Source organism: Thioalkalivibrio sp. XN8 (assembly GCF_011058255.1).
Lineage (GTDB): Bacteria > Pseudomonadota > Gammaproteobacteria > Steroidobacterales > XN24 > XN24.
The window spans coordinates 61,752-82,352 of sequence record NZ_JAALFH010000016.1 but is presented as its reverse complement, the minus strand read 5'-3'; the positions used below and the strand labels follow the sequence as shown (position 1 = coordinate 82,352).

Sequence of the window (20,601 nt, the reverse complement as noted above, 5' to 3'; positions counted from 1 at the left end):
CAATTAACGACGAAGGTGGCGGATGGGCCCTCGGGCCCATCCCTCCCCACCAAAACCACGACGGCCGGGAGAGCGATCTCCCGGCCGTTTTCTTTTGCTGCGGTCGCTCGCCATCGCGGTGCGCGTGGGACTATCATGCGGCCGGACTGCAGCCCCGCCCGAGCCCGCTATGAGTCACGCCCGCTCCACCACCGTCGTCGGCGCCAACACGCTCGCTTCCCGCGTGCTGGGTTTCGCCCGCGATGTGGTGTTCGCGCGGCTCTTCGGCGCCGGCCTGGGCATGGACGTGTTCGTCGTCGCCTTCCAGATCCCGAACTTCCTGCGCCGGCTGTTCGCCGAGGGCGCGTTTTCGCAGGCTTTCGTGCCGGTGCTGAACGAGTACAAGAGCCGGCGCAGTCACGAGGAAGTCAAGGAACTTGCCGACCGGGTCACGGGGACGCTCGGCGTCGTGCTGTTCGGCATGACGCTGGTCGGGGTGCTGGCGGCGCCGCTCTTCATCATGCTCTTTGCGCCCGGCCACCTGCGCGATCCCGAGAAGATCGCGCTCGGCGTGGAGATGCTGCGCCTGACCTTTCCCTACCTGTTCTTCATCTCGCTGACGGCACTGGCAGGCGGCATCCTCAATACCTACGGGCGCTTCGGCGTGCCGGCCTTCACGCCGGTGTTGCTCAACCTCGTGCTGATCGGCGCGGCCGTCTGGCTGGCGCCGCACTTCGAGCGGCCGATCGTCGGCGTGGCGGTCGGCGTGCTGGTCGCGGGCTTCGTGCAGCTCGCTTTCCAGCTGCCCTTCCTGCGGGCGCTGAAGCTGCTGCCGCGGCCGCGCTGGGGCTGGCATCACCCCGGCGTGCGCCAGATCGGCCGGCTGATGGCGCCGGCGATCCTCGGCTCCTCGGTGGCCCAGATCAACCTGATCGTCGACCGGGTCATCGCGTCGTTCCTGGTCACCGGCAGCATCAGCTGGCTGTACTACTCCGACCGCCTGCTGGAGTTCCCGCTCGGCACCTTCGCCATCGCGGTCGCCACGGTGATCCTGCCGAGCCTGTCGCGCCGGCATGCCGAGCAGTCGATGGCGGAGTTCTCGGCGACGCTCGACTGGGCCCTGAAGCTGGTAGTGGTGATCGCCCTGCCGGCCGCGGTCGGGCTGTTCCTGCTCGCCGGGCCGATGCTGGCGACGCTGTTCCAGTACGGCGAGTTCACGGCTTTCGATGTCCGCATGGCGAGCCTGAGCCTGATGGCTTACGCGCTGGCGCTGATCGGCTTCACGCTGGTTAAGGTGCTCTCGCCGGGTTATTTCAGCCGCCAGGACATCAAGACCCCGGTGCGCATCAGCATCCGGGCCATGCTCCTCAATATCGTCCTCAACATGCTCATCGTGGTGCCGATGTACGTGTACCAGGTCCCAGGTGCCCATGCCGGCCTCGCGGCGGCCACCGGCCTGTCGGCCGTCTACAACGCCACGGCGCTGTACCGCGGGCTTCGCTCCACGGGCATCTACACGCCGCTCGCCGGCTGGGGCCCGCTGCTGGGGCGGGTGCTGTTCGCCAACGTCGTCATGGGCCTGGGCCTGTGGCTCATGGCGGGCCCGCTGGACGGCTGGCTGGCAGCCGCCTGGCACGAGCGCGGGCTGCGGCTGGCCGCCATCATTTGCCTCGGCTTCGGCGCCTACCTCGCCGCGCTGCTGTTGGCCGGGCTGCGCCCCCGCCACCTGCGCAGCCCGGCGGGCGCGCCCACGCCGCCGCATTCCGTATAATCCGGTGTCTTTGGGCCCGCGCGGCGGGGCGCTACCGGATACGGTCTTGGAACTGATTCGCGGCAAGTACAACCTGCGTCCCGGGCACCGCGGCTCGGCCGTCACCATCGGCAACTTCGACGGCCTGCACCTGGGTCACCGCGCGGTCCTGGCCGGGCTGACCGGCGCGGCCCGCGAGCGCGGCCTGCCGGCGGTGGTGATGAGCTTCGAACCCACGGCGCGGGAATATTTCATGGGCGCTGCCGCGCCGCCGCGGCTGATGCGCTTCCGCGAGAAGTGCCAGGCCCTGGCGGCGCTCGGCATCGATCGCCTGTTCTGCGCCCGCTTCGACGCCGCGATGGCCGCGCTCCCGCCGGAAGATTTCATCCGCGATTACCTGGTCGAGGGCCTGGGCACGCGGTACCTCGTGATCGGCGACGATTTCCGCTTCGGGCGGGACCGGGCCGGCAATTTCGCTACTCTCCAGGAAGCCGGGCGACAGCATGGCTTCGAGGTGGCCGACACCCCGACCCGCACCATCGACGGTCTCCGCGTGAGCAGCACGGCCGTGCGGGCGGCCCTCGCGGCCGGCGACCTGGGCCTCGCGAAGCGGCTGCTGGGGCGCCATTTCGGGATGAGCGGGCGGGTGGTGGAGGGCGACCGGCGCGGGCGGCGGATCGGTTTCCCGACCGCCAACCTGCGGCCCGGCCGGCGCGTGCTGCCGGTGACCGGCGTGTTCGCGGTGCTGGTCCGGGGGCTGGCGGACAGGCCGTGGCCGGCCGTGGCCAACCTCGGCGTGCGGCCGACAGTCGGCGGCAGCGAGCCGCTGCTGGAGGTGCACCTGTTCGAGTTCAGCGGCGACCTCTACGGTCGTCGTATCATGGTCGACTTCGTGGCCCGCCTGCGGGACGAGCGGCGCTTCGAGAACCTGGATGCGCTGGTGGCGCAGATGCAGCGCGATGCCGAGCAGGCCCGGCGCACGCTCGCCGCGGCAGGCTACTGAGAAAGGAACGACGACGTGGCTGACTACAAGAGCACGCTGAACCTGCCGCAGACGGATTTCCCGATGCGCGCGGCGCTGGCGCAGCGCGAACCGGCGATGCTGGCTGACTGGGAGGCGCGCGACTTCTACGGCAAGCTGCGCGCGGCGGCGCAGGGCCGGCCGGCCTTCCTGCTGCCCGACGGCCCCCCGTACGCCAACGGCGACATCCACCTCGGCCACTGCGTCAACAAGGTCCTGAAGGACATCGTCATCCGTTCCCGCACCCTGGACGGCTACGACGCACCCTACATCCCGGGCTGGGACTGCCACGGCCTGCCCATCGAACTCGTGGTCGAGCGCGAGTACGGCCCGGTCGGCGCGAAGCTCGCGCCGCGGGAGTTCCGGGATGCGTGCCGCGAGTTTGCCCGGGCCCAGGTGGAGGGCCAGCGCAAGGACTTCCGCCGCCTCGGCATCCTCGGCGACTGGGAGCGGCCCTACCTGACCATGGACCCGGCCTACGAGGCCGAGCAGCTGCGCGCTTTCGCCCGCATCTTCGCCAACGGCCATGTCTACAAGGGCTTCAAGCCGGTGCACTGGTGCCTCGACTGCGGCTCGGCGCTGGCCGAGGCCGAGGTCGAGTACGCCGACAAGAAGTCGCCGGCGATCGACGTGCGCTTCGTGGTGATGGACGAGGCGGCCGCGCTGGACGCCTTCGGCGGCGACGCCCGCGGCAACACCGCGGGGCTGCTGTCGATTCCGATCTGGACCACCACGCCGTGGACGCTGCCCGCCAACCAGGCCGTGGCGCTGCACCCGGAGCTCGAGTACGCGCTGATCAGCTTTGCCGGGGAAGCCGGACCGGAGCGCATCGTGGTGGCGCGCGACCTGCTGGCGCAGGCCACCCGGCGCTGGGGCATCGAGCACTTCGAGGAGCTCGCGGTTTGCCGCGGCGCCGCCCTGGAAGGGCTCAGGCTGAGGCATCCCTTCCTGGAACGGGAGGTGCCGGTGATCCTGGGCGAGCACGTCACCATCGAGGCCGGCACGGGCGCGGTGCACACGGCGCCCGGCCACGGCCACGACGACTTCGTCGTGGGCCAGCGCTACGACCTCCCAGTGGAGAACCCGGTCGGCGATGACGGCCGCTTCAGGCCCGGCACGGAGTTCGTTGCCGGCCAGACTGTGTTCGAGGCCAACCCGGCGATCGTGGAGCTGCTGCGGGAACGCGGCGCGCTGCTGCACCACGAGGGCTTGCAGCACAGCTACCCGCACTGCTGGCGCCACAAGACGCCGCTGATCTTTCGCGCCACGCCGCAGTGGTTCATCAGCATGGACCGCGAGGGGCTGAGGGCCGGGGCGGTCGCGGCCATAGGCAAGGTGCAGTGGATGCCCGCCTGGGGCGAGAACCGCATCCGCGCCATGGTCGAGGGCCGGCCCGACTGGTGCATCTCGCGCCAGCGCAGCTGGGGCGTGCCGATCGCCCTGTTCGTCGACCGCGAGACCGGTGAGCCGCATCCCGAGTCGGTGCGACTGCTCGAAGAGGTGGCGCAGCGCGTGGCGCGCGACGGTATCGACGCCTGGTGGGAGCTGGACGTCGCCGAGCTGCTGGGCGAGGAGGCCGCGCGTTACGAGAAGGTGCGCGACATCATGGACGTATGGGTCGATTCAGGCCTGATGCACCACTGCCTCAGCGCCACGCGCGCCGAGGTGGGGTTCCCGGCCGACCTGTACCTCGAGGGCTCCGACCAGCACCGCGGCTGGTTCCAGAGCTCGCTGCTCACTTCAGTGGCGATGCACGGCGAGGCGCCGTACCGCGCGGTCCTGACCCACGGCTTCACCGTGGACGAGAAGGGCCGCAAGATGTCCAAGAGCCTGGGCAACGTGATCGCGCCGCAGAAGGTGCTGGGCACGCTGGGCGCCGACATCCTGCGCCTGTGGGTCGCGGCGACCGATTACCGCGGCGAGATCAGCGTCTCGGAAGAGATCCTGAAACGCATGTCGGACTCCTACCGACGCATGCGCAACACCTTCCGCTTCCTGCTCGGCAACCTGGCCGGCTTCGACCCGGCGAGCGACAGCGTGCCGCCGGAGCAGATGATCGCGCTGGACCGCTGGGCGATCGCGCGGGCGGCGGCGCTGCAGGAGGAAGTGCGGCGCGCCTACGGCGACTACGAGTTCCACCACATCTACCAGAAGGTGCACAACTTCTGCGTGCTGGACATGGGCGGCTTCTACCTTGACGTGCTGAAGGACCGTCTCTACACCACACCGCGCCGCAGCCACGCGCGCCGCTCGGCGCAGACGGCGATGTACCACGTGGCCGAAGCCATGGTGCGCTGGCTGGCGCCGGTGCTGGCCTTCACCAGCGAGGAGATATGGGCCAGCCTGCCGGGCGGGCGACCAGGATCGGTGCTGCTCTCGACCTGGCACGAGCTCCCGGCGGTGCCGATGCGCGCTGACGATCCCGACTGGGAGCTGGTGCACGAGGTGCGCGACGCCGTCGCCCGGCAGCTGGAAGCCCTGCGCAATGCGGGCCGGATCGGCGGCTCGCTGGATGCCGAGCTGGTCCTGTATGCCGAGCCCGGGCTGGCGGAAAAGCTCGGCCGGCCGGGCGATGAGCTGCGGTTCCTCTTCCTAACCTCGGACGTGCGGGTCGAGCCGCTCGCCGGCCGGCCGCCGGAAGCCGCGCCGCTGGAAGGCTTCGACGACCAGCTGTGGGCGCTGGCGACCCCGACGGATCATGCCAAGTGCGTGCGCTGCTGGCACCGCCGCGCCGATGTCGGCAGCGACCCGGAGCATCCCGAAATCTGTGGCCGCTGCGCCACCAACCTGGCTGGCGAGGGCGAGCGGAGGCAATGGGCATGAACGAGACCACGGGCACCACGAGCACGCCCCGCGGGGCGCTGGGCTGGCTCTGGCTCTCGGCGGCCATCGTGGTCGCCGACCAGTTCACGAAGTGGCTGGTCACGCACAACCTGGCGCTGTACGAGCGCGTCGAGATCCTGCCGGTGTTCGGCCTGACCCACCTGCACAACACCGGCGCGGCCTTCAGCTTCCTGGCCGACGCCGGCGGCTGGCAGCGCTGGTTCTTCATCGCTATCGCGGTCCTGGTGACGGCGCTGGTCGTGGTCTGGCTGCGGCGCCTGCCGAAGCAGGGGCACGGCTGGCTCGCGGCCGCCCTGGCGCTGGTGGTCGGCGGGGCGGTGGGCAACGTGATCGACCGCGTCGCCCACGGCTACGTGATCGACTTCATCAGCGTCCACTGGCAGCAGTGGTTCTTCCCCGCCTTCAACGTCGCCGACTCGGCCATCACGGTGGGTGCCGTAATGTTGATCATCGACAGCTTCTACGAGGGCCGCCGGAAACAAAAGTTGATCTAGGCGGTCAACAACCCCTTGTCGAAAAGAAAACAATATCTTCTCCGGAGGTCCGGCATGAGATTCCTGGTCCCGATGCTGCTGGCGCTCGTCGCCATCCCGTCCGTTCACGCTGCCGAGGAAGACACGCGCCTGCTGCGCTTCCCGGACATCTGGGGCGACCGCGTGGCTTTCGTTTATGGCGGCGACATCTACACCGCCTCGACCGCCGGCGGCGCCGCCCAGCGGCTGACCTCGGACGAGGGGCAGGAGCTGTACCCGAAGTTTTCCCCGGACGGCCGGTGGATCGCCTTCTCGGCCGAATACACCGGCACCCGCCAGGTGTGGGTGATGCCGGCGGCCGGCGGCACGCCGCGACAGCTGACCTTCTATACCGACGTCGGCCCCATGCCGCCGCGCGGCGGCACCGACTACCGGGTGCTGGACTGGACGCCGGACGGCCAGCACATCCTGGTGCGCGCCAACCGGACGCCCTACGGCGAGCGCGATGGCGTGCCCATGCTGGTGCCTTTTGCGGGCGGCATGGAGCAGCCGCTGGGCCCGCCCGAGACCGGCGGCGGCATGCTCTCCGCCGACGGCAACACCTATGTGTACACGCCCATCGACCGCGAGTTCCGCACCTGGAAGCGGCATCGCGGCGGTCGCGCCCAGGACGTCTGGACCTACGACCTGGTCAACAACACCTCCCAGCGGCTGACCGATTTCGTCGGCACCGACCACCAGCCGATGTGGGTGGACGGCCGCGTGTATTTCGTTTCCGACCGCGACTTCACCCTGAACCTGTTCGCCATGGACCTCGACGGCGGCAACGTCGGCAAGGTCACCGACTTCGACGAGTTCGACGTGCTCTGGCCGAGTTCGGACCGGCGGCGCATCGTGTTCGAGAATGGCGGTTACCTCTGGCTGCACGACCCGGCCACCGCCGAGACGCGGCGCATCCCCATCCAGGTCCGGGGCGACCGGCCGCACGTGCTGCCGAGCTTCAAGAACGTCGCGTCCAGTATCGAGAGCTTCGGTATCGCGCCGGGCGGCGAGCGCGCCGTGTTCGGCGCGCGCGGCGAGATTTTCACCGTGCCGGCCGAGCATGGCGAGATCCGCAATATCTCGCGCACGCCGGCCGCGCGCGAGATCAGCGTCAGCTGGTCGCCGGACGGGCGCTGGATCGCCTATCTGTCCGACGCGACCGGCGAGTACGAGATCTATCTCCGGGCCCAGGACGGCAGCGGCGAGCCGAGGCAGGTCACCCGCGACGGCAGGATCTGGCGCTTCCCGCCGGTCTGGTCGCCCGACTCGAAAAAGCTGGCCTTCGCCGACAGCAACAACACCCTCAGCGTGGTGGACGTGGACAGCGGCCGGGTGAGCGTCGTCGACACCACCCGCTACACCAGCAACTCCTTCCGCAACCTGACCCAGTACACCTGGTCGCCCGACAGCAAGTGGCTGGCCTACACCAAGGTCAACGAGAGCTACAACAGCTCCATCTGGGTCTACTCGGTGGACTCCGGCAAGGCGTCGCAGCTGACCGAGGATGCGACCAACGAGCAGAGCCCGGCCTTCGACCCACAGGGCCGCTACCTGTACTTCACGTCGACCCGCGACTGGAACTTGGTGTTCTCGAGCTACGAGTTCAACTATCTCTACAACAACGCCACCCGCATCTTCGCCGCCACCCTGGCCGCCGACGGCCCGGCGCTCAACCGGCCGCGCAGCGACGAGGTGAAGCCGCGCGCCGACGGCAGCGAGGACAAGGGCAAGGACGAGGAGAAGAAGGAGCAGCCCGCGCCGCTGCGCTTCGACCTGGCAGGCTTCAACGACCGCGTCACGGTGCTCGACGTGCCCTCGGCCAACTATGTCGGCCTGGCGGCGAACGAGGGCGGCCTGTTCTTCGTCAAGGCCCAGCAGGGCAACGGCAACGAGCTGCACTACTACGATCTCGAGCAGCGCGAAGCGAAGAAAGTGCTGGACGGCGTGACCGGCTATGAGCTCTCGGCGGACGGCAAGAAGCTGCTGTGGCGCCAGGGGGACAAGTTCGGCATCGCCGACGCCAAGCCGGACGTGGACGCCGGCAAGACGGCGCTGAAGCTCGACCGCATGGAAATGCTCATCGACCCGAAGGTCGAGTGGCAGCAGATGTACGTGGACGGCTGGCGCATCCTGCGCGACTGGTTCTGGGACCCCGGCCACCATGGCCAGGACTGGGAAGCCATCCGCGAGCGCTATGCGCCGCTGGTCCCGCACGTCGCTCACCGCGCCGACCTCGACTACATTTTCGGCGAGATCGGCGGCGAGCTGAACGCCGGCCACATCTACGTCAACAGCAGCCCCGACACCCCGGGCGTCGAGCGCAAGCCGGGCGGCCTGCTGGGAGCCGAGATCGAGCGGCACGAGTCGGGCTACTTCCGGATCGCCCATATCTTCCCGGGCGAGAACTGGCACGACTACTACCGCTCGCCGCTGACCGAGGCGGGCGTCATGGCCGCCGCAGGCGATTTCATCCTGGCGGTGGACGGCGTCAGCACGAAGGGCGTCGACAACTTCTACCGGCTGCTGCAGAACAAGGGCGGCCGGGTGGTCGAGCTGACGCTCAACGACCGGCCGAGCGAGCGCGGCGCGCGCGTCGAGCGCGTCAAGACGGTGACCAGCGAGACGTCGCTGCGCTACCTCGACTGGGTGACCGAGAACCGGCGGCGCGTGCACGAGCTCTCCGGCGGCCGGATCGGCTACATCCATGTGCCCAACACGGCGGTGGAGGGCAACCGGGAGCTGTTCAAGGGCATGCTTGCAGAGGCCCGGCGCGAAGCGCTGATCATCGACGACCGCTACAACGGCGGCGGCTTCATTCCCGACCGCATGATCGAGCTGCTGGCGCGCACCCCGCTGAACTACTGGGTGTGGCGCGGCTTCGAGCCGCAGCCGCGGCCGCTGCTCAGCCACGACGGCCCCAAGGCCATGCTGATCAACGGCCTGGCCAGCTCGGGCGGCGACGCCCTGCCGTATTACTTCCGCAAGCAGGGGCTGGGCCCGCTGATCGGCACGCGCACCTGGGGCGGCCTGATCGGGATCAGCGGCAACCCGGGCCTGGCCGACGGCGGCAGCCTGATTCCCGCCACCTTCCGCTTCCTCGACACCGACGGCGAGTGGGCGGTGGAAGACGAGGGCGTGGCGCCGGACATCGAGGTCATCGACCGGCCCGAGGCCATTGCGGCGGGCCGCGACCCGAGCCTGGAGAAGGCGGTCGAGGTGCTCCTGCGGGAACTGGAGGCCAGCCCGCCGCGGCAGATCGAGACGCCGCCCGCGCCGACCGATTTCCGCTTCCGGCAATAAGGAACTGCGATAGGATTACGCCCATGAAGATCCTGCTGGCCAACCCGCGCGGCTTCTGCGCCGGCGTCGACCGCGCCATCGACATCGTGGAGCGCGCGCTGAAAATGTTCGGTGCGCCGATCTACGTCCGGCACGAGGTGGTGCACAACCGCTACGTGGTGGACCGCCTGCGCAACCTGGGCGCCGTGTTCGTGGACGAGCTCGACGAGGTGCCCGACGGCGCCACCGTGATCTTCAGCGCCCACGGCGTCTCCAAGGCGGTGCAGGCCGAGGCCGAGCGCCGCGGGCTCGAGGTCTTCGACGCGACCTGCCCGCTGGTCACCAAGGTCCACATGGAGGTGTCGCGCTACGGCCGGGAAGGCCGGGAAGTCATCCTGATCGGCCACGCCGGCCATCCCGAGGTCGAGGGCACCATGGGCCAGTACGACCGGAGCCGGGGCGGCGACATCTACCTGGTCGAGAACCCCGGGGACGCCGCGAAGCTGGAGGTCAGGGATCCCGACAAGCTCGCCTTCGTGACCCAGACGACGCTGTCGGTGGACGACACGGCGCGGGTGATCGAGGCGCTCAGGGCGCGCTTCCCGGCTCTCACCAGCCCCCGCAAGGAAGACATCTGCTACGCCACCCAGAACCGCCAGGACGCGGTCAAGGACCTCGTGCGGCAATGCGACGCGATCGTGGTGGTGGGCTCGCAGACCAGCTCGAACTCCAGCCGCCTGAAGGAGATCGCGCTCAAGGCCGGCATCCCCGGCTACATGGTGGACGGCGCGGACGACCTGCAGCGCGAGTGGTTCGAGGATTGCGGCACCGTCGGGGTGACCGCCGGCGCCTCCGCGCCCGAGGTCCTGGTGCAGCAGGTGGTCGCGCGCCTCAAGGACTGGGGCGGGGAAACGACCGAGGAGGTCAAGGGCCGCGAGGAGCACGTGGTGTTCTCGCTGCCCAAGGTACTGCGCTCGGCCTGAGGCGTCGCCTCCGCCCGGTCACGGCCAGCAGCGCTCGGGCGGCCCGGGCCCCGAGTTGCGGACCCCCGCCTGGTCGATGGTCAGCAGCCGGCAGTCCCGGTCCCGCGCCTGGGGCGATCCCGCCGCCGGGCGCGCGCTGGCGATGAAGCCGGATTCGTCGGCCCGCTCGATCCGCAGCCGATACCAGCCCCGTTCGCTTGTCCCCAGTCCCAAGCCCACCGGCGGCGCCGGCGCCGCCGTGTCGGCGTAGCGCCCGTGTACCAGGCGAAACCGCTCCTGCGCCGTGGCCACGGCGTGCAGCGCGGCGGCCGCATCGACGCGGCGGGTGCGCTGGAGCAGCGACTGCCAGGACGGGATGGCGAGCGCCGCCAGGATGGCGACGATAGCCATGCAGGCGAGCACTTCCACCAGCGTGAAGCCGCGCTTCACGGCTCGGCTCCCGTTCGGCGCCACCAGGTCGGCTGCGGGGTGCCGGGCAGCGCGCCCCGGACGGCGAATCCCCGCGACACCGTGGCGCGGGCCGTCCCGGCGGCGCCGATGCTGCGAATCTCGAAGACCCATTCGGCCGGACCGCCGCCGGGGACGAGCCGGGCCGCGACCAGCTCGACCGTGGCGCGCCAGGCGCCGCCGTAGGGCAGGGCCCCCGTGCCTTCCCAGCGCCCGGCCGCCGACCAGCCCCGGGCCTGCAGGGCGGCGGCCACGCCGGCCTCGGCGGCCAGGCCGGCCTGCAGCCGCGACAGGCCCTGCTCGGTCATGGCGAGCTCGAGCGCCGCGGTGCGGCCGACGGCGGAGGAGAGCAGCGCGCCGGCGGCCAGGAAGGCCAGCACGACCACCAGGACCGCGCCCTCGGCCCGGCGCCTCATCCGACCGGCCCGTTGCGCAGCGCGATGGTGCGGGTCATGGCGAGGTCGCTCGCCTCCGCGCTGCGGAGCGTGATGCGCACCGCGACGATGGGGCCGCTCGCCGACTCGGGCGCGACGAAGGCGTCCGGCAGGCCGTGCCCGGCGGTGCCCGGCGCGTCGTGGTCGACCCCCAGCAGGACTTCCAGCGCCGCGATGCCCGGCATCACTTCCTCGTCGACGATGCGCGGGCCGCGCTGCAGGGTCTTGCGTCGCAGCGAAGGCTGCCGGGCGGCGCCGGTCGAGTGCGGGCTGACGTAATAGGCGCGGGCGACCAGGGTCCGGCCCTCGTGCCCGGGCGGCACGGCTTCCCCGGCGGCGACCAGCCGGCCGCCCCAGTAGTCTGCCTGCACCTGCAGGACGCCGGCCTCGGGATCGCCCGGCTCCGAGGATGCCCGGCGCAGGGCGAGGACGCTGCCGAGCGGGCTCGCGCCGCGATAGGGCCGGCAGGCCAGCGGCCAGCCCGCCGACCAGGCCTGCAGCGCCGCGTCGAGGTCGATGCTCCAGCCGGGGCCGCAGTCGCCGCCGACCGCCGCGGCGAGCGGGGCCGCACCGGCCCGGCGCCCGGCGATCTGGGCGGCGTCGGGCGCCGGGCCCCAGTAGGCCGTGTGCGCGAGATCGTGCTCCAGCACCGCCATGGCGATCCTGAGCGCGTCCTGGGCGTCCGCCGCCGAGCCGGCATCGAGCGCCAGGCGCAGGATGCGGGCATGCAGGGTGGTGATCATCAGCGCCAGCAGCAGCCCCAGCGCCAGCGCGACCAGCACCTCCGCCAGGCCGAAGCCGGCCGCTCGCCGCCCGCTCACAGCGGCACTCCTACGCGCAGCGTCCGGGTGGCCCCGTCGTTCTCCCGCCAGCGCAGCTGCAGCACCAGGGCCTCGGCCCCCGCCCGCTGCAGTTCGGCTTCGGCCTCGGGCAGCGCCGCCGCGAGCTGCCGGGACCACGCCGCCAGCTCCGCGGCCGCCACGTGCTCGGGCGCGCAGGGCGCCGGGCAGGGTCCGGCGGCCGGCAACGCAGTCCAGTCGATGGTCGGCAGGGCGCCGATGCGGCCGGCGAGGTCGGCGGCCAGCGCGACCGCCTGCTGTCCGCGCCGGGCCTCGAGGGTGGCGCCCAGCCCGCCCAGGGCGAGGCCGAGGTTCCCGGTGACGACGACGCCGATCACGGCCAGCGCCGCCAGCACCTCGGTCATGGCGAAGCCCTGGTTGCTCATCTTGGCGGGCACTCCAGCGAACCCGGGCCCCGCTCGATGCGGGGCCGCCCGGTGGGCGCAATGACCAGCGCCCGGGCGGCCGCCGCGCCCCGGCGGTCGCACCAGGCCAGCGTGCCGTTGGTGCTCCGCCGTTCGCCCGGCTCGAACACGAAGGCGGCCCGGTTGGCGCGAATGTCGGCGCCCGGCGCCGCCACCGGCTCGCCCCGGCGCAGCGGCGGCCCGGCGGCCGCGACCGGCAGCACCAGCCAGCCGTTGCCCCAGGCATCGCGGCCGGCAGCGCAGCCTCCGCCCGCGGTGGCCGGGCAGAGCATTACCGGTCGCCCCTGGCGGAAGGCCTCGCTGCGCGCGAACCAGGCGGCCCGGAGCAGGCCGTCCATGGCGGCGGCGCGGCCGGCATTGAGCCGCAGCATTTCCATGGCCGGGATCGCGAGCGCCGACAGCACGGCGATGATGGCCAGCGCCGTCATGAGTTCCAGCAGGGTCAGGCCTTCCTGGCGCGACATGGGTTCCTCCCTCCCTTGCTGCACAGGTTGCCGGCTGCCGGGCCCGGCGGGGAGGGTGGGAAAATGGGGATTTGCAGCAGATATCCGGACCGGCGAGAGTGACCGGGGCCGCGGCAGGTGACACTGCCGGCCCGGGCCGCCTATAATGCATCCGTCCGAATGGGTTGATACGTCTATGAATACACAGGAAGAAATCGCCACCCTGCTGGCCCGCCACGGCGCCAAGCCGACGACGCAGCGACTCAAGCTCGCCGAGCTGGTGTTCGCGCGCGCCCAGCACGTCTCCGCCGAGCAGCTGTTGCAGCAGGCGCGCGCGCGGGGCATCCGGGTCTCCAAGGCGACCGTCTACAACACCCTCAACCTGTTCGTGGACTGCGGCCTGCTGCGCGAGCTGGTCGTCGACCGCGACCGCGTCTACTACGACTCGACCACGCACGACCATCACCACTTCTACAACATGGATACCGGCGAGATGATCGATATCCCCGAGGAAGCGGTGTCCTTCGCCGGCGTGCCCAACGCCCCGGCAGGGACGGAGTGCGAAGGCGTGGACGTGATTATCCGGGTCCGCAACCGGAGCTGAGCCGGCCCGCCGGCATTGCCGCTCCGGCGGCCATCTCCTATACTTCGCCGCCTCGCGAAGACCCCAGTGCCGGGGTAGCTCAGTCGGCAGAGCAACTGATTCGTAATCAGTAGGTCGGAGGTTCGATTCCTCTCTCCGGCACCATTCACCTAGCCCGCGCGTGGAGCGATACCTGGCTACGGTTCGGCGACCACCGCTTCGAGCAGCTCTCGGTGGTGCTCGATGATTCCTGGCCGGTAATAGTAGACCTGAGCCTTGCCACCGCTGGATCGGATTCCGAACCTGATCCACGTGTGCGCCGCCCGCAGTTGCTGCGACGGTTCCAGCATCGATCGAATTCCTGGTACCGGACCTTCTTTCTCCATCGCGAACCACTCGGGGGAGTGTCGTATCATGTTGTAGGTGCCCAATGGTTCCGCGACAAAGGTACAGAGCGACACCGTGCAGACGATGTCGGAAATGCCGGAACCATCACCGGGAGGTATCCCCTTGGCGGTGGCGACTGTCAGGATCGCCTGTTCGAAAGACTCTGCCGCCTCGACGTCCAGGCCGAACTCGCGGATGTCCTCCTCTAGAATGAACCGAAGCAAATCATGTCCCGCCCCGCCGCGCCGGTGGCGAACGGCGCTATGAAGCAGGTGCTCGATGGGATCGCCCGCCTGATGTACTGGGTCACGGTCGGGATGAGGCGAATCTTCGGGCAAGTCGGCAGACTCCACGTTCGGCTGTGGCGGGGAATCGCGGTCCGCCATTACTGCCGGACTATGGGACGGATCCGGCCGCGGGTGTGGATTGACATTGGAAACCGGTTCCTCAGGCATCTCAGGCGCGATCGCCAGATTTGCCTCTCCGGGTCCCTGGGGCGGAATCGTGTCTGAGATCCCGGCATCGCCGACGTGGACTGCATAGGCGCAAAACGCTACGGCGATTACGACGACAATCGAAGAACCTAGCAGCCTATAGGACATTCTCAATATACATCCGTATCGTCACACACGTGGAAGATACCGCACGGCTGACCTAGTGCCCCCCAGGTGCCGGATCCGGTGGAGAAGCCGTGCCCACTCGCCCAGTCATGAAACTCCTGAGGTCCACCTGTCGGTGTCCCGCCCTCGGCACTATCGATCCGACCGTCAGAAAAGAACTCTTGTTCCTCAACTGCCAGCCCCGATGAATCCATCCAACCAGCGGCGTACTTCCATCCGCCTTCGCCATCCGGCTTCGTGTTCCAATAAGTATGGAAACCTTTGGCATCGCCCTCGTCGATGAAGCTGTTGACGTCCTCATGCCCGGAGGCCATCGCGAAGTTGCACCAGGCAATGGTCGCGATCAGTATCAATGTAGCTCTTCCCAACATTCTTGCCTCCCTGGCCGAATCGGCACCGACTTCGAGGTTGCGACGATTGACCTGCTTGCTGAGGGACAGCGGCAGATCTCGAGTACCGGATATGGTCCGAAATTACCATATGTCGAATCGGGGGGGGGCAAGTCCCCTTCCGTACTGAATACCCGCCCTGATCGGCAGACCGGAACCGCGGGCACCGGTCGGCGTAGCTTTGGAAACTCTCTGAGGGACGCATGATCCGCGCCTCGTGTCCCCTTTGTGGTACCTTCCCCCGTTCGTTTGGCCACGCTTGCTGACTCATGCTTCGTGCCGTTTTCCTGTACGCGCTGGCCGCCCTGCTGGTCCTGCTTGCCGGTTGCACCGACGCCGGACCCGCGGGTCGCGAGGCGGCTGGCAATGCTCCGATCGGCGGCCCGTCCGGCACCGAGCTGGCGGAGCGCCAGGTCCTGCACCGGGGCAACGGCGCCGAACCGCAGTCGCTCGATCCCCACAAGAGCGAGGGCGTGCCGGAGTCGAACCTGCAGCGCGACCTCTACGAGGGCCTCACCATCGATGACCCGGAACTCGGCGTGGTGCCGGGCGCGGCGGAGTCCTGGGAGATCAGCCCGGACGGCACGGTCTATACCTTCCGCATGCGCGCGAACGGCCGCTGGTCCAACGGCGACCCGGTGACGGCGCATGATTTCGCCTACGGCCTGCGGCGCTCGGTGGACCCGGCCACGTTGTCGAACTACAGCATCATGCTGCGGCCAATCCTCAACGCCGAGAAAGTCATCGCGGGCGAGTTGCCGCCCGAGGCGCTGGGCGTGCGGGCCATCGACGACCTGACGCTGGAGGTCACCCTGGAGGCGCCGACGCCGTATTTCCTCGGCGTGCTGAATCACTCCGCGAGTTACCCGGTTCACCGTGGCACGGTGGAGAAGTACGGCGACCGCTGGGCCCGGCCCGACCGGCTGGTCTCCAACGGCGCCTACCGGCTGAAGGACTGGGTGATGCAGTCCCACATCGTGCTGGAGCGCAACCCCTACTACTGGGACAACGAGAACACCACCATCGAGGAGGTCTGGTTCTACCCGATCGAGAACCAGTCCATCGAGCTGCAGCGCTACCGGGCCGACGCCCTCGACATGACCTACGAGCTGCCCTTCCGGCAGCTGGCCTGGCTGCGCGAGAATCTCGCCGACGACATCCGGATCAGCGAGTACCTCGGCATCTACTATTTCGGCCTGAACGTGACGCGCCCGCCCTTCCAGGACAATGTCGCCCTGCGCCGCGCCCTGAACCTTGCCATCGACCGGGAGCTGCTGACCCGCCAGGTCACGAACGCGGGCGAGATCCCGGCCTACGGCTACGTGCCGGCCGCAGCCTACTACGAGCAGGTGGTGCCCGAATGGGCGGACTGGACCCAGGAGGAGCGGCTCGCGGAGGCGCGGCGGCTATACGAGGAGGCCGGCTACTCGCCGGACGAGCCCCTCACCGTGCAGATCCTCTACAACACGCACGAGAACCATCGCACCATCGCGGTGGCGATCGCGTCGATGTGGCAGGACGCCCTCGGCATCGAGACCGAGCTGGTCAACCAGGAGTGGAAGGTCTATCTAGAGACGCGCCGGACCAAGCAGGACACCCAGGTATTCCGCGCCGGCTGGATCGGCGACTACAACGACGCCTACAACTTCCTCGAGATCCTGCACTCGGAGAGCGGCCTGAACGATCCCGGCTGGAACAACCCGCGCTACGATGCGCTGCTGGAGGCCGCCTCCCGCGAGATCGACCTCGAGCGCCGGGCGCAGCTCATGCACCAGGCGGAGCAGCTGGTGTTGGAGGAGCTGCCGGTGATCCCGGTATATTTCTACGTCACCAAGCGGCTGGTGAAGCCGTGGGTCGGCAACTACCGGCCGCATGTCCTGGACCACGTCCAGACCAAGGACCTGAAGATCCTCAAGCACTGATGCGAGAAGACGGCGACATGCGGGCGGAACGGGGAGGGCGGCGGACGTGATCCGGTACGCGCTGAGCCGCTTCCTGGGCGCCATTCCGACCCTGCTGATCCTGGTCGCGCTGGCCTTCTTCATGATCCGGGCGGCGCCCGGCGGACCCTTCGATTCAGAGAAGGCGCTGCCGCCGGAGATCGAGGCCAACCTGCGCGCCGCCTACCATCTCGACGAGCCGCTGGTGCAGCAGTTCGGCCGCTACCTGCTGAACCTCGCCCGCGGCGATTTCGGGCCGTCCTTCCAGTACAAGGACTACAGCGTCACCGAGCTGATCGCGGCCGGCTTCCCCGTGTCGCTCAGGCTCGGCGGCTCGGCGATGATCCTCGCCCTGCTGCTCGGCGTGACGGCCGGGACCATGGCGGCGCTGCGCCAGAACTCGCGCACCGACCATGCCGTGATGGCGGTCTCCATGACCGGCATCTCCATCCCCAACTTCGTCATGGCGCCGCTCCTGATCCTGCTGTTCGCGGTCACGCTCGGCTGGCTGCCCGCCGGCGGCATCGGCGACGGCAGCCCGCGCTACCTGGTGCTGCCCGTGATCTCGCTGGCGCTGCCGCAGATCGCCTACATTTCCCGCCTGACGCGCGGCAGCATGATCGAGGTCCTGCGCAGCAACTTCATCCGCACCGCCCGCGCCCAGGGCCTGCCCGAACGGACCATCATCCTGCGCCACGCCCTCAAGCCGGCGCTGCTGCCGGTCGTCTCCTACCTGGGCCCGGCCTCGGCCGCGGTGATCACCGGCTCGGTGGTGATCGAGCAGATCTTCGGCGTGCCCGGCCTCGGGCGTTATTTCGTGCAGGGCGCGCTGAACCGCGACTACACGCTGGTGATGGGCGTGGTGGTGTTCTACGGCGCGCTGATCATCCTGTTCAACCTGCTGGTCGACCTGGTCTATGCCTGGCTCGACCCCAAGGTGAAGTACGCATGAGCGCGGCGCCGGAAAGCATGGCGGCGACTCCGGCGCCCGTGAAGGGCCGCAGCCTGTGGGTGGATGCCTGGAACGTGCTGCGGCGCAACCGCGCGGCGATGGTGGCGGGGGCGCTGATCTTCACCATGGCGGTGCTGGTGGTGGTCGGGCCCTGGCTGTCGCCCTGGGACTACGCCCAGACCGACTGGGACAACGTCTCCATCGGGCCTGACTGGGAGAGCCGCCACTATTTCGGCACCGACGCGCTGGGCCGCGACCTGTTCGTGCGCACGCTGCACGGCGGGCGCATCTCGTTGCTGATCGGGGTGGTGGCCACGCTGGTGAGCCTGCTGATCGGCATCAGCTGGGGCGCGACGGCGGGCTATCTCGGCGGGCGCGTCGACCACGTCATGATGCGCATCGTGGACATCCTCTACGCCATGCCCTTCATGTTCTTCGTCATCCTGCTGATGGTCTTCTTCGGCCGGAACATATTGCTGATCTTCGTCGCCATCGGGGCCATCAACTGGCTCGACATGGCCCGCATCGTGCGCGGCCAGACGCTGTCGCTGAAGCACAAGGAATTCATCGAGGCGGCGGAGGCGCAGGGCGTGGCCTCCTTCAACATCATCCGCCGCCACATCGTGCCCAACCTGCTCGGCGTGGTGGTGGTGTACGTCACCCTCACCATCCCCCAGGTGATCCTGGTGGAGAGCTTCCTGAGCTTCCTCGGCCTCGGCGTGCAGGAGCCGATGACTTCCTGGGGCGCGCTGGTGAACGAGGGGGCGCAGGAGATGGGCACGGCGCCTTGGATGCTGGTGTTCCCTGCGACCTTCCTGGCGCTGACGCTGTTCTGCTTCAACTTCGTCGGCGACGGCCTGCGCGACGCGCTCGACCCGAAGGACCGCTGATGGCGCTGCTCGAGGTCGAGAAGCTCAACGTCCGCTTCCACACGCCCGACGGCGAGGTGCACGCGGTGCGCGACCTCGGGTTCTCGCTGGAGCGCGGCGAGACGCTGGGCATCGTCGGCGAGTCGGGGTCCGGCAAGAGCCAGTCGATGATGAGCCTGATCGGGCTCTTGTCGGCCAACGGCCGCGCCTCGGGCTCGGCGAACTTCGACGGCACCGAGCTGCTCGGGCTGCCGGCCGAGGCCTTGCGCCGCATCCGCGGCCGGCGCGTCGGCATGATCTTCCAGGACCCGATGACCTCGCTGAACCCCTACATGACGGTGTTCCAGCAGATGGCGCAGGTCCTGCAGCACCACGAGGGTATCGGCCGCAAGGCGGCGCGGGCCCGCTGTATCGAGCTGCTCGACGCGGTGCATATCCCGGCAGCGGGCAAGCGGGTGGACATGTACCCGCACGAGTTCTCCGGCGGCATGCGCCAGCGCGTGATGATCGCCTCGGCCCTGTTGTGCCGGCCCGACCTGCTGATCGCGGACGAGCCGACCACGGCGCTGGACGTGACGGTGCAGGCGCAGATCCTCGAGCTGATGCGCGAGGTGCGGCGCGAGACCGGCGCCTCGATCATTCTCATCACCCACGATCTCGGCGTGGTGGCGGGTCTCTGCGACCGGGTCCTGGTGATGCACCGGGGCGAGGAGCAGGAATCGGGCCCGGTGGACGACATCTTCTACCGCCCGCAGCATCCCTACACCCGCGCGCTGCTGGCCGCGGTGCCGCGCCTCGACCGGGCCGACGGCCGGCGCCTGGCCGCCCTGGGCGGGTCCGGGTCCGCAGCGGAGGCGGCTGCCGCGCCCGTGCAGGTGGTCCGCACCGCGCCGGACCGCGCCGCGCCGCCGCTGCTGGAGACCCGCGACCTCAAGGTGCATTTCAAGCTGGCGCCGGAGCGGCTGTTCGCGCCGGCGCGCGTGCTGAAAGCCGTGGACGGGGTCGACCTCGCGCTGCACCCGGGCGAGACCCTCGGCGTGGTCGGCGAGTCGGGCTGCGGCAAGTCGACCCTGGCCCGCGCGATCCTGCGCCTGGTCGAGCCGACGGCCGGGCACGTCACCCTGCTGGGCGACGAGATCACGGCGGCGGGCAAAAAGGCGATGCGGCCGCACCGGCGCGACATGCAGGTGGTGTTCCAGGACCCGCTGGCCTCGCTCAACCCGCGCATGACCGTGGGCACCATCGTGGCCGAGCCGCTGCAGACCCATTTCCCGGGCCTCGGCCGGGCCGAGATCCGCCGTCGCGTCGGCGCCATGCTGGAGCGCGTCGGCCTCGGGCCGGAGCACATCAACCGCTATCCGCACGAGTTCTCGGGCGGCCAGTGCCAGCGCATCGGCATCGCCCGCGCCCTGGTGCTCGAGCCCAAGCTCGTCATCTGCGACGAGCCGGTGAGCGCGCTGGACGTGTCGATCCAGGCGCAGATCGTCAACCTGCTGATGGACCTGCAGGCGGAGATGAACCTGTCACTGGTGTTCATCGCCCACGACCTCGCCGTGGTGCGCCACATCAGCCACCGGATCATGGTGATGTATCTCGGCCGCGTGGCGGAGATCGCCGATCGCGACGCGCTGTACGAGCGGCCGCTGCATCCCTACACCCAGGCGCTGATCCGGGCGGTGCCCATCCCCGACCCGGAGCTGGAGCGCGCCAAGGCCTTCGCGCCGCTGGAGGGCGACCTCCCGTCGCCGGTCAATCCCCCCTCGGGCTGCGCCTTCCGCACCCGCTGCCCGATCGCCACGCCGCGCTGCGCGGTCGAGACGCCGGAGTTGCGCCGCATCGACGGCCACCTGGTCGCCTGCCACGAAGCGGACCGGCCGCGCGCGCCGGGGGACTGAAGCCGGC

Annotated in this window: 18 protein-coding genes and 1 tRNA gene; 12 read left to right on the top strand and 7 right to left on the bottom strand. The window is 69.6% G+C overall.

Annotated elements, in window-relative coordinates; genetic code table 11:
• Positions 1–169 precede the first annotated feature (169 nt).
• From murJ to ispH, 6 genes are read left to right on the top strand one after another with little or no spacing between them, the layout of a single operon-like run.
• A complete protein-coding gene (gene murJ, locus G6N75_RS02420) occupies positions 170–1,750 on the top strand; it encodes a murein biosynthesis integral membrane protein MurJ (protein WP_165346475.1) in 1,581 nt (526 codons plus the stop codon).
• Positions 1,751–1,796: 46 nt separating this feature from the next.
• Complete coding sequence (gene ribF / locus G6N75_RS02415) at positions 1,797–2,732, top strand: bifunctional riboflavin kinase/FAD synthetase (protein WP_165346474.1); 936 nt, start codon at positions 1,797–1,799, stop codon at positions 2,730–2,732.
• A 15-nt stretch (positions 2,733–2,747) separates the two neighbouring features.
• Positions 2,748–5,573, top strand: a complete 2,826-nt coding sequence (ileS, locus tag G6N75_RS02410) for an isoleucine--tRNA ligase (RefSeq protein ID WP_165346473.1) — start codon at positions 2,748–2,750, stop codon at positions 5,571–5,573.
• Positions 5,570–6,088, top strand: coding sequence for a signal peptidase II (gene lspA / locus G6N75_RS02405; RefSeq protein ID WP_165346472.1), 519 nt, complete (start codon positions 5,570–5,572; stop codon positions 6,086–6,088). The genes ileS and lspA overlap by 4 nt, the downstream gene beginning before the upstream one ends.
• Positions 6,089–6,142: 54 nt before the next feature.
• The gene (locus tag G6N75_RS02400; RefSeq protein WP_165346471.1) at positions 6,143–9,409 is read left to right on the top strand and encodes a S41 family peptidase; all 3,267 of its coding nucleotides are present in this window, start codon (positions 6,143–6,145) and stop codon (positions 9,407–9,409) included.
• A 23-nt stretch (positions 9,410–9,432) separates the two neighbouring features.
• Entirely contained in the window at positions 9,433–10,371 is a 939-nt protein-coding gene (ispH, locus tag G6N75_RS02395) for a 4-hydroxy-3-methylbut-2-enyl diphosphate reductase (protein ID WP_165346470.1), read from the top strand.
• Positions 10,372–10,389: 18 nt separating this feature from the next.
• On the opposite strand, the gene G6N75_RS02390 is transcribed toward ispH, so the two are convergent.
• From G6N75_RS02390 to G6N75_RS02375, 5 genes are read right to left on the bottom strand one after another with little or no spacing between them, the layout of a single operon-like run.
• Positions 10,390–10,800 (bottom strand): type IV pilin protein, encoded by a 411-nt coding sequence (locus G6N75_RS02390; protein WP_206202870.1) that lies wholly within the window; start codon positions 10,798–10,800, stop codon positions 10,390–10,392.
• Positions 10,797–11,234, bottom strand: a complete 438-nt coding sequence (locus tag G6N75_RS15070) for a hypothetical protein (protein ID WP_206202869.1) — start codon at positions 11,232–11,234, stop codon at positions 10,797–10,799. The genes G6N75_RS02390 and G6N75_RS15070 overlap by 4 nt, the downstream gene beginning before the upstream one ends.
• The gene (locus tag G6N75_RS02385) at positions 11,231–12,073 is read right to left on the bottom strand and encodes a PilW family protein (RefSeq protein ID WP_165346468.1); all 843 of its coding nucleotides are present in this window, start codon (positions 12,071–12,073) and stop codon (positions 11,231–11,233) included. Before G6N75_RS02385 ends, G6N75_RS15070 begins: the two co-directional genes overlap by 4 nt.
• The gene (locus G6N75_RS02380; protein ID WP_165346467.1) at positions 12,070–12,477 is read right to left on the bottom strand and encodes a prepilin-type N-terminal cleavage/methylation domain-containing protein; all 408 of its coding nucleotides are present in this window, start codon (positions 12,475–12,477) and stop codon (positions 12,070–12,072) included. Before G6N75_RS02380 ends, G6N75_RS02385 begins: the two co-directional genes overlap by 4 nt.
• Positions 12,474–12,980 (bottom strand): GspH/FimT family pseudopilin, encoded by a 507-nt coding sequence (locus tag G6N75_RS02375; RefSeq protein ID WP_165346480.1) that lies wholly within the window; start codon positions 12,978–12,980, stop codon positions 12,474–12,476. Before G6N75_RS02375 ends, G6N75_RS02380 begins: the two co-directional genes overlap by 4 nt.
• Before the next feature lie 175 nt (positions 12,981–13,155).
• Here G6N75_RS02375 and G6N75_RS02370 point away from each other — a divergent pair, with 175 nt between their 5' ends.
• Positions 13,156–13,563 (top strand): Fur family transcriptional regulator, encoded by a 408-nt coding sequence (locus G6N75_RS02370; protein ID WP_165346466.1) that lies wholly within the window; start codon positions 13,156–13,158, stop codon positions 13,561–13,563.
• A gap of 68 nt (positions 13,564–13,631) precedes the next feature.
• Positions 13,632–13,707: transfer RNA gene (locus tag G6N75_RS02365), tRNA-Thr, on the top strand.
• 32 nt (positions 13,708–13,739) lie between these two features.
• Here G6N75_RS02365 and G6N75_RS02360 read toward each other — a convergent pair.
• Together G6N75_RS02360 and G6N75_RS02355 are read right to left on the bottom strand one after the other, a co-directional pair.
• Positions 13,740–14,267, bottom strand: coding sequence for a hypothetical protein (locus G6N75_RS02360; protein WP_165346465.1), 528 nt, complete (start codon positions 14,265–14,267; stop codon positions 13,740–13,742).
• 266 nt (positions 14,268–14,533) lie between these two features.
• Complete coding sequence (locus G6N75_RS02355) at positions 14,534–14,920, bottom strand: hypothetical protein (RefSeq protein ID WP_206202868.1); 387 nt, start codon at positions 14,918–14,920, stop codon at positions 14,534–14,536.
• Between the two features lie 287 nt (positions 14,921–15,207).
• On the opposite strand from G6N75_RS02355, the gene G6N75_RS02350 reads away from it, so the two are divergent.
• Genes G6N75_RS02350 through G6N75_RS15410 form a run of 4 tightly spaced genes read left to right on the top strand, consistent with a single transcriptional unit; the run spans position 15,208 to position 20,594 of the window.
• Entirely contained in the window at positions 15,208–16,860 is a 1,653-nt protein-coding gene (locus G6N75_RS02350) for a peptide ABC transporter substrate-binding protein (protein WP_165346463.1), read from the top strand.
• 46 nt (positions 16,861–16,906) lie between these two features.
• Positions 16,907–17,830 carry an oligopeptide ABC transporter permease OppB gene (oppB, locus tag G6N75_RS02345; protein ID WP_165346462.1) on the top strand — a complete coding sequence of 308 codons (924 nt, stop codon included), beginning with the start codon at positions 16,907–16,909 and terminating at the stop codon, positions 17,828–17,830.
• Positions 17,827–18,720, top strand: coding sequence for an ABC transporter permease subunit (locus G6N75_RS02340; protein ID WP_165346461.1), 894 nt, complete (start codon positions 17,827–17,829; stop codon positions 18,718–18,720). The genes oppB and G6N75_RS02340 overlap by 4 nt, the downstream gene beginning before the upstream one ends.
• On the top strand, positions 18,720–20,594 hold the full coding sequence (locus G6N75_RS15410; RefSeq protein WP_165346460.1) for an ABC transporter ATP-binding protein: 1,875 nt from the start codon (positions 18,720–18,722) through the stop codon (positions 20,592–20,594). The genes G6N75_RS02340 and G6N75_RS15410 overlap by 1 nt, the downstream gene beginning before the upstream one ends.
• The last annotated feature ends 7 nt before the right edge of the window (positions 20,595–20,601 follow it).